Source organism: Halomonas jincaotanensis (genome assembly GCF_018448785.1).
Taxonomy (GTDB): Bacteria; Pseudomonadota; Gammaproteobacteria; order Pseudomonadales; family Halomonadaceae; genus Halomonas; species Halomonas jincaotanensis.
The window spans coordinates 276,413-290,113 of sequence record NZ_JAHCLU010000001.1 but is presented as its reverse complement, the minus strand read 5'-3'; the positions used below and the strand labels follow the sequence as shown (position 1 = coordinate 290,113).

General features: G+C 60.8%; 9 protein-coding genes and 1 pseudogene. 8 read left to right on the top strand and 2 right to left on the bottom strand.

Annotated elements, in window-relative coordinates; all coding sequences use genetic code 11:
• Nucleotides 1–285 precede the first annotated feature (285 nt).
• The 7 genes and pseudogenes from KG088_RS01375 to KG088_RS01345 form a co-directional block, all read left to right on the top strand.
• Nucleotides 286–1,455, top strand: coding sequence for an isovaleryl-CoA dehydrogenase (locus tag KG088_RS01375; protein ID WP_213823688.1), 1,170 nt, complete (start codon nucleotides 286–288; stop codon nucleotides 1,453–1,455).
• A 13-nt stretch (nucleotides 1,456–1,468) separates the two neighbouring features.
• Entirely contained in the window at nucleotides 1,469–3,076 is a 1,608-nt protein-coding gene (locus tag KG088_RS01370; RefSeq protein ID WP_213823687.1) for a carboxyl transferase domain-containing protein, read from the top strand.
• Between the two features lie 7 nt (nucleotides 3,077–3,083).
• Nucleotides 3,084–3,911: an enoyl-CoA hydratase-related protein gene (locus tag KG088_RS01365; RefSeq protein WP_213823686.1), complete on the top strand. Its 828-nt coding sequence runs from the start codon at nucleotides 3,084–3,086 to the stop codon at nucleotides 3,909–3,911.
• Nucleotides 3,908–5,959 (top strand): acetyl/propionyl/methylcrotonyl-CoA carboxylase subunit alpha, encoded by a 2,052-nt coding sequence (locus KG088_RS01360; protein WP_213823685.1) that lies wholly within the window; start codon nucleotides 3,908–3,910, stop codon nucleotides 5,957–5,959. Before KG088_RS01365 ends, KG088_RS01360 begins: the two co-directional genes overlap by 4 nt.
• 81 nt (nucleotides 5,960–6,040) lie before the next feature.
• A complete protein-coding gene (locus tag KG088_RS01355; RefSeq protein ID WP_213823684.1) occupies nucleotides 6,041–7,087 on the top strand; it encodes an AI-2E family transporter in 1,047 nt (348 codons plus the stop codon).
• 90 nt (nucleotides 7,088–7,177) lie between these two features.
• The gene (locus tag KG088_RS01350; RefSeq protein WP_213823683.1) at nucleotides 7,178–8,077 is read left to right on the top strand and encodes a hydroxymethylglutaryl-CoA lyase; all 900 of its coding nucleotides are present in this window, start codon (nucleotides 7,178–7,180) and stop codon (nucleotides 8,075–8,077) included.
• Between the two features lie 118 nt (nucleotides 8,078–8,195).
• Nucleotides 8,196–8,513 (top strand): annotated as a pseudogene (locus KG088_RS01345) (IS110 family transposase); the annotation flags it as partial.
• Nucleotides 8,514–8,705: 192 nt separating this feature from the next.
• On the opposite strand, the gene KG088_RS01340 reads toward KG088_RS01345, so the two are convergent.
• A complete protein-coding gene (locus KG088_RS01340; protein ID WP_213823682.1) occupies nucleotides 8,706–9,815 on the bottom strand; it encodes a serine hydrolase domain-containing protein in 1,110 nt (369 codons plus the stop codon).
• A 337-nt stretch (nucleotides 9,816–10,152) separates the two neighbouring features.
• On the opposite strand from KG088_RS01340, the gene KG088_RS01335 reads away from it, so the two are divergent.
• Nucleotides 10,153–11,169, top strand: a complete 1,017-nt coding sequence (locus tag KG088_RS01335; RefSeq protein WP_250147989.1) for an integron integrase — start codon at nucleotides 10,153–10,155, stop codon at nucleotides 11,167–11,169.
• Between the two features lie 249 nt (nucleotides 11,170–11,418).
• Here KG088_RS01335 and katG read toward each other — a convergent pair whose 3' ends face one another.
• Nucleotides 11,419–13,617, bottom strand: a complete 2,199-nt coding sequence (gene katG, locus KG088_RS01330) for a catalase/peroxidase HPI (protein WP_213823681.1) — start codon at nucleotides 13,615–13,617, stop codon at nucleotides 11,419–11,421.
• Between the last annotated feature and the right edge of the window lie 84 nt (nucleotides 13,618–13,701).

Sequence of the window (13,701 nt, the reverse complement as noted above, 5' to 3'; positions counted from 1 at the left end):
AAGGGTCGGGTATCGCCTAACCGGGGCATCTCTGCGGTACAGGAATCTCTCCCCTATCGCCCTCCGCTCTGTTTCCTATTCTATCCTCCCTGATGGGCGGCTATCTTCAAAAAACCAAGAGCCTCATCGCGAACTCGACATTTTTCGAAGCCTTAACAGGCTGCACTTTACGTTAACGTCAACCTCGCATAGTCTTGTGCCATCTGCCATTTTGATGACATCTGTTTGCCTGTTGCGTCACCGCCCAAACGGCCGACGCTTCATTTGAAATGACGGGAGCCCGCCATGCATTCGCTCTACCAGCCCCTCGACTTCGGCCTCGATGACGAGCTCAACATGCTGCGCGATCAGGTCAATTCCTTCGCCCGCGACGAGATCGCCCCGCGCGCCGCCGAGATCGACGAGAAGAACGAATTCCCAAACGATCTTTGGCGCAAGTTCGGCGACATGGGCCTGCTCGGCATTACCGTGCCGGACGCGGAAGGCGGCAGCGGCATGGGCTACCTGGCACACTGCATCGCGCTGGAGGAGATCTCCCGGGCCAGCGCCTCGGTGGGCCTCTCCTACGGCGCCCACTCCAACCTCTGCGTCAACCAGCTCAACATCAACGCCACCGCCGAGCAAAAGGCCAAGTACCTGCCCAAGCTGATCAGTGGCGAGCATGTCGGCGCGCTGGCGATGTCCGAGCCCGGCGCCGGCTCCGATGTGGTGTCGATGAAGCTCAAGGCCGAAAAGCGCGGCGACCGCTACGTGCTCAATGGCAACAAGATGTGGATCACCAACGGCCCCGATGCCCATGTGTTGGTGGTCTACGCCAAGACCGACCCCGCGGCCGGCTCCAAGGGCATTACCGCCTTCATCATCGAGAAGGACTTTCCGGGTTTCTCCACCGCCCAGAAGCTCGACAAGCTCGGCATGCGCGGTTCCAACACCTGCGAATTGGTGTTTCAGGACTGTGAAGTGCCGGAAGAGAACGTACTCGGCGAAGTCGGCAAGGGCGTGCGCGTGCTGATGAGCGGCCTGGACTACGAGCGTACCGTGCTCGCCGCCGGCTCCATCGGCATCATGCAGGCCGCCATGGATGTCGTGGTGCCCTACCTGCACGAGCGCACGCAGTTCGACCAGCCCATCGGCGAATTCCAGCTGGTGCAGGGCAAGGTCGCCGACATGGCGACTACTCTCAACGCCTGCCGCGCCTACCTCTACGCCGTGGCCGCCGCCTGCGACCGCGGCCAGGTCTCGCGCAAGGACGCCGCCGGGGTGATTCTCTATGCTTCCGAGAAGGCCACCCAAGTGGCGCTCGACGCCATCCAGCTGCTCGGCGGCAACGGCTACATCAACGAGTACCCGACCGGGCGCCTGCTGCGCGACGCCAAGCTCTACGAGATCGGCGCCGGCACCAGCGAGATTCGCCGCATGCTGATTGGCCGCGAGATCTTTAACGAGTCCAAGTAAAAGGCAGCGTTCAATGAGCATCCTGCAAACCCAGATCAACCCCCGCAGCGAGGTCTTCCAGGCCAACGAGGCGTCGATGCGCGCCGAGGTCAGTAAACTGCGTGAGCTGACCGCGGTGATCGCCCAGGGCGGTGGTGACAAGGCGCGCACCCGTCACGAGTCGCGCGGCAAGCTGTTCGTGCGCGACCGCATCGATCACCTGATCGACGAGGGTTCGCCGTTTCTCGAGTTCTCGGCCCTGGCCGCGCATGAGGTCTACGATAGCCCTGTGCCCGCCGCCAGCGTGATCACCGGCATCGGTCGCGTCTCAGGGGTGGAATGCGTGATCGTCGCCAACGACGCCACGGTCAAGGGCGGCACCTACTACCCGCTGACGGTGAAGAAACACCTGCGCGCCCAGGAGATCGCCCGCAAGCACCGCCTGCCCTGCCTCTATCTAGTCGACTCCGGCGGCGCCTACCTGCCCTATCAAGACGACGTCTTCCCCGATCGCGACCACTTCGGCCGCATCTTCTACAACCAGGCCACCCTCTCCGCCGAAGGCATTCCGCAGATTGCCGTGGTGATGGGCTCCTGCACCGCCGGCGGCGCCTACGTGCCGGCCATGGCCGATGAATCGATCATCGTCAAGGAACAGGGCACGATCTTCCTGGGCGGCCCGCCACTGGTGAAGGCGGCGACCGGCGAGAGCATCAGCGCCGAGGACCTGGGCGGCGCCGACGTACACGCCAGGCTCAGCGGCGTGGTCGATCACTACGCCGAGAACGACGGCCACGCCCTGCAACTGGCGCGCGGTTGCGTGTCGCGACTCAACTGGCAGAAGCGCGGCCAGCTGGCCATGCAGCCATCCAAACCGCCGCGCCTCGACCCGAGCGAGCTCTACGGCATCGTCGGCACCGACCTCAAGAAGCCCTACGACGCGCGCGAGGTGATCGGGCGCATCGTCGACGACTCCGACTTCGACGAGTTCAAGCGCTACTACGGCGACACCCTGGTCACCGGCTTCGCGCACCTTCACGGCTACCCGGTGGGCATCGTCGCCAATAACGGCGTGCTGTTCTCGGAATCCGCGGTCAAGGGCGCGCACTTCATCGAGCTGTGCGCGCAGAGGAAAATCCCGCTGGTGTTCCTGCAGAACATCACCGGCTTCATGGTCGGCTCGAAGTACGAGCACGAAGGCATCGCCAAGCACGGCGCCAAGCTGGTCACCGCGGTGGCCTGCGCCAAGGTGCCCAAGTTCACCGTGCTGATCGGTGGCAGTTTCGGCGCCGGCAACTATGGGATGTGCGGCCGCGCCTTCGAGCCCCACCTGCTGTTCATGTGGCCCAACGCACGCATCTCGGTGATGGGCGGCGAGCAGGCCGCGGGCGTGCTCGCCCAGGTCAAGCGCGAACAGTTCGAACGCGAGGGCCGCGACTGGTCGAAGGCGGACGAGGAAGCCTTCAAGGCTCCTACCCGCGAGCAGTACGAGCATCAGGGCCATCCCTACTACGCCAGCGCGCGGCTGTGGGACGACGGCGTGATAGACCCCGCCCAGACCCGCGACGTGCTGGGGCTGTCGCTGGCGGCGGCAATGAACGCGGAAATCGAAGCTACGACATTTGGTGTGTTCAGGATGTGAGGTCGACATGACACAGACATATTCCCGACTCGATATCGACTCTCGTGGCGTCGCCTGGCTGACGCTCGAGCGACCGGAGGTCCACAACGCCTTCGACGACCATTTGATCGCTGAACTCAACGCTCACCTCGTGCGGCTGCACGACGCCGCCGACAAGGGTGAAGTGCGCTCCGTGGTGCTCGGCTCCGCGGGCAAGAGCTTCTCCGCCGGCGCCGACCTCAAGTGGATGCAGCGCATGATCGAGTACAACTTCGAGGACAACCTGGCGGATTCGCGTAAACTCTCGGCACTGATGCACGGCCTCGACACCCTGCCCTGCCCCACCGTCTGTCGCGTTCAGGGCGCGGCCTTCGGCGGTGCCGTGGGCCTGGCCGCCTGCTGCGACATCGTCATCGCCTCCGAGAAGGCGCGGTTCTGCCTTTCGGAAGTCAAGATCGGCCTGTCGCCCGCGGTGATCAGCCCCTACGTGCAGCGGGCCATCGGCGTCCGCCAGATGCGCCGCTACACACTGACCACCGAGGTCATGGATGCTGCCACCGCCCTGGCCCTGGGCCTGGTCCATCAGGTGTTCGGCCATGACGATCTCGACGACGCCATCGAGGCCATGCTCGGCCTGCTGCTTGCAGGCTCGCCCCAAGCCCAGCGGACTACCAAGGCACTACTCGCCGAGGTGGTGCGTGACCCCGACAGCAATCTCACCCGCGACCACAGCTGTCGGGTGATCAGCGAGCTGCGCGTAAGCCATGAAGGTCAAGAGGGTCTCGCCAGCTTCTTCGACAAACGTCGCCCCGCCTGGGCTCCCGACTCCCCTTCGAACGCGGAGCCCCGCTCATGACCTCTGACATACACAAGTTTGACACCCTGCTGGTCGCCAACCGCGGCGAGATCGCCTGCCGGGTGATGCGCACCGCGCGCACCATGGGCCTGCGCACCGTGGCCGTGTACTCGGATGCCGACGCCAGCGCCCGCCACGTGCGCCAGGCCGACGAAGCCGTGCGCATCGGCCCCGCCGCGGCCCGTGAAAGCTACCTCAAGATCGACGCAGTGGTAAGCGCTGCCCAGCGCACCGGCGCTGGGGCCATCCACCCTGGCTACGGCTTCCTCTCCGAGAACGGCGCCTTCGTCGAGGCCCTGGACCAGGCCGGCATCGTCTTCGTCGGCCCGCCCGCCTCGGCCATCGCCGCGATGGGCGACAAATCCGCCGCCAAGGCGCGCATGGCCAATGCCGGCGTGCCGCTGGTGCCGGGCTACCACGGCGACGACCAGGACGACGCCCGGCTCAAGGCCGAGGCCGACACGATCAGCTACCCGGTGCTGCTCAAGGCCAGCCGGGGCGGCGGCGGCAAGGGTATGCGCGTGGTGGAAAGTGGTGAGAACTTCCAGGCCGCGCTCGACGGCTGCCGGCGCGAGTCTCAGGCCGCCTTCGGCGATACCCGCATGCTGATCGAGAAGTACCTGACCCAGCCGCGCCACGTCGAGGTGCAGGTGTTCTGCGATAGCCACGGCAACGGCGTTTACCTGTTCGAGCGCGACTGCAGCGTGCAGCGCCGTCATCAGAAAGTGCTGGAAGAAGCCCCCGCCCCGGGCATGACGGCTCCGCTTCGCCGCGAGATGGGCGAGGCCGCGGTGCGCGCCGCCAAGGAGATTGGCTACGTGGGCGCCGGCACCGTCGAGTTTCTTCTCGACTTTTCACAAGGTCAGGACGGTTCTTTCTACTTCATGGAGATGAACACCCGCTTGCAGGTGGAGCACCCGGTCACCGAAATGATCACCGGTCAGGACCTGGTCGAATGGCAGCTGCGCGTGGCCATGGGCGAGACACTGCCCGTGGCACAGGACGAGCTGACCATCACCGGCCACAGCTTCGAGGCGCGCCTCTACGCCGAGGACCCCGAGCTCGACTTCCTGCCCGCCACCGGCACGCTCACCCGCTTCGCCATGGACCTCGAGGGCGCCGGCCTGAACCCAAAGCGCGTGCGCCTGGACAGCGGTGTGGAAACCGGCGATGCGGTGTCGATGCACTACGACCCGATGCTCGCCAAGCTGATCGTCCATGGCGACGACCGCGCCCAGGCGCTGGCCACCCTCAACCGCGCGCTGGCGGCACTCGACGTGCAGGGCGTGGTCACCAACCGCGCCTTCCTGCAACGGCTCGCCACCCACCCGGGCTTTCGCGACGCCGAACTCGACACGCGCTTCATCGAGCGCCACGACGCCACGCTGTTCGCGCCGCGCCTGTACAGTATCGAGGACTACGCCAGCGCCGCGCTGGTCGGCCTCAACCAGCTGGCCCACGAGTGCGAGAGCGATTCGCCCTGGGACCGGCACGACGGCTTTCGCCTCAACGCCCCGCACACCATCCGCATCGCCCTGTGCGACCCCGCGTATGCCCAGGACGAGGACGATTCCGAGGCCGTGGTGGTGGTCGAAGGCGCTCGCGAGCGTGACGATGCGCTTTGGACGCTGACCATCGGCGACGCGACCCTGACCGCCTCGCTCCAGCCGCTGGCCGGCGACGCCGTCGCGGTCACGCTCGACGGCCACCGCCGCCGCCTGCAGGCACGACGCGACGGCAACGTTGTCGTCATGGTTGACCCGCGCGGCGAGACGCGCCTGTTCTGGCGGCGTATCGACGCCATCGACCACGGCCACCACGAAGCCGAATCGACGCTCACCGCGCCCATGCACGGCACGGTGGTGGCGCTGTTGGTCGAACCCGGCGCGCACGTCGAGAAAGGCATCCCGCTGATGGTCATGGAAGCCATGAAGATGGAGCACACCATGAGCGCCCCGGCCGATGGCCACGTCGAGAGCTTTCACTTCCAGGCCGGCGATACGGTGGGCCAAGGCGACGTACTGCTGGAATTCGCCATCAAGGAGTGAAGTAACTTATAACCAGCGCCAGGATCGGCGTCCTGACTGTCGTAAGGCCCACGCAATATCTAACCCTCAAAGGAGCGAGTCATGCCGCCACCCAGCAGAGATCCGCTCTACAATGTTTACGCTCGCAAGGTATGGATTGCCGTCGGCATTGTCGGCTCGGTCATGCTTTTGGTGTGGTTTGTATGGTCGGGGCTCGAAATCATCTTGATGAGCATGATTGGGCTATTGCTCGCCCTGTTCTTGTACATACCGTCGAATTTTATTTATCGCCACAGCTTCCTTAGCTATCGTTGGGCCCTGGCCGTTGTGCTATTGCTCATCATTATCTTGTCGACACTGTTCGGCCTCAACTTTTCGTCAAACATTGCCCAACAATCCCAACAGTTCACACAGATTATTCCTGGGTCGCTGGATGCGCTGGAAGGCCGCGTTCGTGACTGGCCCATGGGGGACCAGCTACTCAGCCAGATGGAAGACGGTGAGTCGATACGAGGGGCGCTCGGCAATTTCATCTTCAGAGTAACGTCAGTATTTTCCACCACGTTCGGGGCGTTGGCCAACCTGATCGTCATCCTCTTCGTCGGGCTATACGTGGCCTTCGAACCCTGGACATACCGTCGTGGATTGGTACTGCTCGTTTTCCCAAAGCATCGCGATGCTGCCTCAAACCTATTGGCCGCCATTGTCGACAAGATGAGCTGGTGGTTGCTGGGAAGACTCGTATCGATGCTTGTCATCGGCATGATAACGGGTGTCGGCCTCTGGATCATCGGCATCCCCCTGGCCCTCTCCCTCGGGTTATTGGCTGGGGCGCTTGCTTTCATCCCTTACCTTGGCCCGATACTCTCGGCCATTCCCGCCCTGCTGGTGAGCTTCACTGTCGGCTATGCGGCGCTTTTGTACGTCGCCATGCTGTTTGTCATGGTGCAGTTTTTTGAAAGTTACCTCATTACGCCGTACATCCAGAAGAAGGCGGTCCAGATCCCTCCCGCCCTGCTGATCGTCGTGCAGTTCTGGCTAAGCCTGATCGGCGGCTTGTTGGGTCTACTCCTCGCAGGGCCGCTCACAGTCTTGATGATGGTCATTATCAACCGGGTGTATATCAATGGCTGGCTGCAGAAGGAATGACATTGCGCTTGTATAAGTTTCCGACAATATCAAACAGGGTGGTTTAGGAGCTCAGCCCGCTGGTCGATAACCACCTCGCAGGAGGCACCCATGGCATTCCCGACAACCGTTCGCCTGGTCGAAGTCGGCCCTCGTGATGGGCTGCAGAACGAACCCGAGCCGATCGCCACGGCCACTAAGCTTGAGCTGATCGACCATCTGGGCGCGGCCGGCATTCGCTACATCGAGGCCGCCAGCTTTGTCTCGCCCAAGTGGGTACCGCAGATGGCCGACCATCGCGACGTGATGACCCGCCTCAAGCGCCGCGACGGTGTGACCTACGCCGCGCTCACTCCCAACCTTAAGGGGCTGGAAGCGGCGCTTGAATGCGGCGTCGAGGAAGTCGCGGTATTCGGTGCCGCCTCCGAGGCCTTCTCGCAGAAGAACATCAACTGCTCGGTGGCGGAATCACTCAAGCGCTTCGCGCCGGTGCTGGAGCGCGCCCGCGAGGCCAACGTACGCGTACGCGGCTACGTCTCCTGCGTGCTCGGCTGCCCGTATGAAGGCGAGATCGACCCGGCAAAGGTCGCCGAAGTGAGCAAGGCGCTGTATGAGATGGGCTGCTATGAAGTCTCACTCGGCGACACCATCGGCACCGGCACCCCTCTCAAGGCCAAGCGCATGATCGAAGCCGTGAGCCGTGACATCCCCATGGACAAGCTCGCCGCCCACTTCCACGACACCTACGGTCAGGCGCTGGCCAATCTCTACGCCGTACTGGAAGAAGGCATCGGCGTGATAGACAGCGCCGTCGCCGGCCTCGGGGGCTGCCCCTACGCCAAGGGCGCCTCCGGCAACGTGGCGAGTGAAGACGTGGTCTACCTGCTCGACGGCCTGGGAATCGAGACCGGCATCGACCTCGACAAGCTGGCCGCTACCGGCACATGGATTACCCAGGCCATCGGGCGGCCAAATCGGTCGAAGGTGGGCGTGGCGTTGGTCGCAAAGTAACAACATCGCCGGAACGAAAAGCCCCCGAGCCAGATGACTCGGGGGCTAATGAGATGGTCACCCTCGCACCCTGCGAGCACTACGCTTCGTAGGGTGTTCTGTTCAGGAGGCCATCGTCATGACTACTGCCACTCTGGTGGGTATTGATCTCGGTAAACATTCGTTTCACCTGCACGGCCAGGATACTGCGGGCCGGGAAGTGCTCCGCAAGAAGGCCACGCGCCAACAGATGATGCGATGGCTTGGCAACTTGTCGGCCTGTACCGTAGTGATGGAAGCCTGCGCCGGTGCCCACTGTCTGGCGCGACAGTTGGCCGCCATGGGGCATGAGATCAGGCTGATCTCCCCGCAGTTCGTACGCCCCTTCGTCAAAGGCAACAAGAACGACTTCATCGATGCTGAAGCGATCTGTGAGACAGCCTGTCGCCCCTCCATATTGGAATCGGGCAAGGGAGGGCGAGGCCTGTCACCCTTGAAGCGCTTGTTATACCTCGATTTTTGTAGTGGGATGGATTAACATAATAAATATCAGAAAACTGAATGCATAATATAAAGAGGAGATATTCAAAAAAGCTATGACATCTACTAGGCGTGGAAAGTGAATGTCGATATTCAGAGCAGCAAGCCCCTACTTTGCAGCTTCATTCAATAATCTCTTTGGCAAGTCCAGATAAAAAGTTTTTCCACCTATGAACGTATTGGGGGGAGAGTTTACAAAAACAACTGCTGCCGTTTTTTGCTCAGGATCAAACGATACCACAGAAGCTACTCCCGGATCACCTCCGGTATGAGATGGAAGGCGACGCATGAACAAATAATACATCCAGTCTTCGAATTCATTATAATTAAACGATATCGCCTGGTACTGGTGCACCGAAGGATATTGAATCGTGTGATATTGCTTGATAAGGACTTCAGAAATGAATTGATTTTCGTTTATGCGTCCACCGTCGACAATGAGTTTTATAAATTTCAGATAGTCTTTCGTAGTTGTTCGCAGCTGTCCGTCTGGAAAATTCGGATAACCGTAATGAGGTAGCATTTTAGGTGTAATATCTTTATCCTCTTCATCGGGCAACTGGTGAGGTCGCGCAATATTTTGGTGAGGGATATTGCTGAGAAACCAATATGAATTCATCATTTCCAGCGGTTCGAAGATTTCCTGGTTCATATATTCAGAAAAACTCAATCCTGAAATCTCTTCGACCGCATACCCAAGCAGTGCGTAACCCATATTGCTGTAGGACCAATATTGTCCGGGAGTTTCTTTGTAAAAGTTTTTCTTTGGATTATAATAACCCCCCGATATAGTGAGATAATCCTGTACAAAATCCGAAAGTGCAAGCGGCGAATCACCACCTTCTTCAATGGTATAAAGAGGATCAAGCACCTCCCAGTTGTCCTGGATGGTGGAGGTGTGGGACAAAAGCATCCGAAAAGTTATGGAGTTACTAGGACTATGAGGATTGACAACGGAGAAGGGGATATAACGGTTGATGTCATCGTCTAAATTTAACTTGCCCTCATCATGTAGCTTTAAGATAGCCAATGCCGTTACAGGTTTGGCAGAGGAGGCTATCATAAAGAGCGTACTATCATTGACGGCTTCGCCTGTTTTATAATTTCTGAAGCCGTAACTGCCGTGCCACTCATTTCCATCTGGACCTACGTACCCCGCCTGTATCCCAATAATTCCGGCCTGATTTTTCTTATCTATTATATACTGATCCAGAGGCATTGAGTTGCACGAGATCATAGTTATGGTAACCAACAGCGATAGTAAAGCTATTGAGATCGCATGTCGCATAATTAATGTATTTTGGAGATTGTCTGTTTGGAGGAATTCATTGATATGTCAGGCAATCAGTATAACAGGTATTAGACTGCGCGCTCGTTTATTGACTTGAACGCGCATGCACTTTTAACAATGTTATCTAGCGTGCCATTTCCTACCTATCTCATTGATTTTTCATATTCCTAAGCATAATTCGGCGACCTAAGCAGGAATCGCGTGCTTGCACGTTTTGCCGACACCAATAATACCGTATGCATAAACATTAAAAAAGGGTAGTTGCATGAATGTGCACAGTAGGCCACCGAAGCTGATGGACCGGGTGAAGGCGGCCGTGCGTGTGAAGCGCTACAGCCCACGGACCGAGAAAACCTACTGTTACTGGATACGCTATTTTATTCGCTTCAATGGCGTGCGCCACCCTGCCAGCATGAGAGCCTCAGAGGTGCAGGCGTTTCTCGAGCACCTCGCGATAGATCGTCATGTGGCGGCAGCTACGCAGAACCAGGCCCTGAATGCCCTCGTATTCCTTTATCGTCACGTACTCGAACAGCCCTTGGGCGATATCGGCACATTCTCGCGAGCCAAGCGCCCTCTCCGGCTACCGGTGGTGCTATCCCATGCAGAGGTGTTGCGCGTGCTGAATCAACTGTCAGGCCCTATGCATTTGATGGCCACCTTGATGTATGGCTCGGGTCTCCGGGTACTCGAAACTTGCCGCCTACGTGTTCGGGACATCGACTTCGACCGGCAGATCCTGATGATAAGAGCCGGCAAAGGCGATAAGGACCTTACTACTTTGCTGCCGGCCACCTGTATTCCCTCGTTGCAGCAACAGATCAGCACGGCCCAACATCAGCTTGAATATCGCCTGCAACATGAATGTGTACCGGTGACGATGCCCCATGCCCTGGATCGGAAGTATACCAACGCCGGAACCTCTTTGGCTTGGCAATGGCTATTCCCGGCCAGCCGCCCCTGCTTCGATGATACTGGCAAGGTCGTTCTTCATCATATCCATCCATCCGCGGTACAGAGGGCCGTTAAGCACGCCATGAGAGCAGCATCACTACAGCGCCCCGGCTCCTGCCATACGTTGCGGCATAGCTTCGCGACGCAGTTGCTGAGTAATGGCACGGATATTCGTACGGTGCAGGAGTTGTTGGGCCGTATGAAGTGTCGAGACGACGCAGATCTATACACATGTGCTGGGCAACAGCTTTGCCGGCGTGCGCAGCCCACTGGATTGAGTCTCGAAAGGCATATCAGCGACGCTACCGCCCCTGCCTGGCAGCATTGATGATGATCGCATCATCCCTTGTGCGGCAGCCCCTGCGGTCTTCTTGGTCACGTAAGCCGTCTTTTGCGGCTTTTCGTTAACCCTAATCAACCGTTACGTTCAGAGCAACGCCAACGAAAGCATGATGCGGTGGTACGCCGCTTCCCTTGATCTGGGTCTACAACACGAAAAACCCCAAAGGCTGATATCCAACCTTCGGGGTTCATTTCACCCGCGGGCTACGCTCTCCCGCCGCCGGGGACCCGAAACTCAGCGGTGCAGGTCGAAGCGGTCGTTCTCCATGACCTTCACCCAGCCCTTGACGAAGCGGTCGATCATTCTCTCCTCGCCCCCGTCTGCGGCATACTCCTCCGCGATGGCGCGCAGCTGCGAGTTGGAGCCGTAGACGAGATCGACGCGGGTCGCCGTCCACTTCTTCTCGCCCGTCGCACGGTCCCGGCCCTCGAAGCGCTCCTCGCTCTCGTCGATCGGCTCCCAGACGGTGCCCATGTCGATGAGATTGATGAAGAAATCGTTGGTCAGCTGGCCGGGACGGTCGGTGAGGATTCCCTCATTGCTGTCGCCAACGTTGGCGCCGATAGCCCGCATGCCGCCGAGCAGCGCCGTCATCTGCGGTACGCTGAGGTTCAGCATGAACGCCCGGTCGATCATCAGATGCTCGGCCGGGATGGACGTCGCCTGAGGTTGCATGTAGTTACGGAACGCATCGTGCCTGGGCTCGAGATAGGCGTGCGCATCAACCTCGGTCATCTCCTGCGTCGCGTCGGTGCGGCCCGGGGTGAACGGCACCGTGACGTTGTGTCCGGCCGCCTTCGTCGCCATCTCGACCCCGACGCTGCCGCCCAGCACGATCATGTCCGCCAGCGAGATGTTCGCGTCGGAGGCATTCTTGATCTGTTCGAGCCGATCGACCACCTCGGGCACGCCGGAGCGCACGTTGATGTCCCAGCCGGCCTGCGGTTCGAGACGGATGCGCGCGCCGTTGGCGCCGCCGCGGTGGTCGGTCTGGCGGTAGGTGCAGGCCGAGGCCCAGGCGGTGCCCACCAGTTGCTTGGCGGTGAGGCCGGAGTCGGCGATCTGCCGCTTGAGCGTGGCGATCTGCTGCTCGCTGACCAGCGGCCCCTCGTGCTCGGGTACCGGGTCCTGCCAGACAAGCACCTCATCGGGCACCTGCGGGCCGAGGTAGCGGGCGCGTGGGCCCATGTCGCGGTGCAGCAGCTTGTACCACGCACGGGCGAACTCGTCGGCCAGGACGTCCGGGTTCTCGCGGAACTCCTTGGATATCTCCAGGTAGGCCGGGTCGACGATCATCGCCATGTCGGCAGCGGTCATCGCCGGCGGGTTCTTCTTGCCCGCGACGTGGGCGTCGGGGACCCAGAACCCGTCCTTGACCTCAACCGGCTCCCACTGGTTCGCGCCGGCCGGCGACTTCTTGACCTCCCACTCGTGGGCGAAAATCGTCTCGAGGTAGGTGTTGTCCCACTGGGTCGGCGTGGGGGTCCAGGCCCCCTCGAGCCCGGAGGTGATGGTGTACTCACCGAGGCCGGTTTCGTGCTTGTTGGCCCAGCCGATCCCCATTTCGTGGACCTTCGAACCCTCGGGCGCCTCGCCGACGGCGTCCGCCGGCCCGTTGCCGTGCATCTTGCCGAAGGTGTGACCGCCAACGGTCAGGGCGACGGTCTCGCGGTCGTTCATCCCCATGCGTGCGAAGGTTTCGCGCACATCCTGAGCGGACTTCGCCGCGTCCGGCACGCCGTTCGGGCCCTCGGGGTTGACGTAGATCAGCCCCATCTGGACCGCGGCGAGCGGGTTGTCGAGGACGCGGCTGCCGTCCTCCCAAGTACCGGTGTAGCGCTCATCACCGGTCGCGAGCCACTCGGTCTCCGGGCCCCAGTAGATGTCGTCCTCGGGCGCCCAGATGTCCGAACGGCCGAACCCGAAGCCGAAGGTGCGAAAGCCCATCGTCTCCAGCGCCCGGTTGCCAGCGAAGACCATCAGGTCGGCCCAGGAGATCTTCTCGCCGTACTTCTTCTTGATCGGCCACAGCAGCCGGCGCGCCTTGTCCAGGTTGCCATTGTCGGGCCAGCTGTTGAGCGGCGCGAAGCGTTGCGCGCCGGTGCCACCACCACCGCGGCCATCAAGGGCTCGGTAGGTGCCGGCCGCGTGCCACGACATCCGGATGAAGAACGGTCCGTAGTGGCCCCAGTCGGCGGGCCACCACTCCTGCGAGTCGGTCATCAGCGCATCGACGTCGGCGGAGAGTTCGTCGACATCAAGCTGCGAGAAGGCCTCGGCATAGCGAAAGTCCGTACCGAAAGGGCTAGCGTCGGGGTGCTTCTGGTGCAATACGTTGAGCGTGAGCTGGTCGGGCCACCAGTGCTCATTCCCTTGCAGACGTGGCGTAGTGCGTGCAGCCCACTCCGGGCGTGTAGGCTTTTGATCGGACACGGTATTCTCCTCGGCTGGATAGTGGGCCTACAGGGCATTTTAGCAAAAAATTCTGAAACGCCTCAGGTTTCGCGAACACCTCTA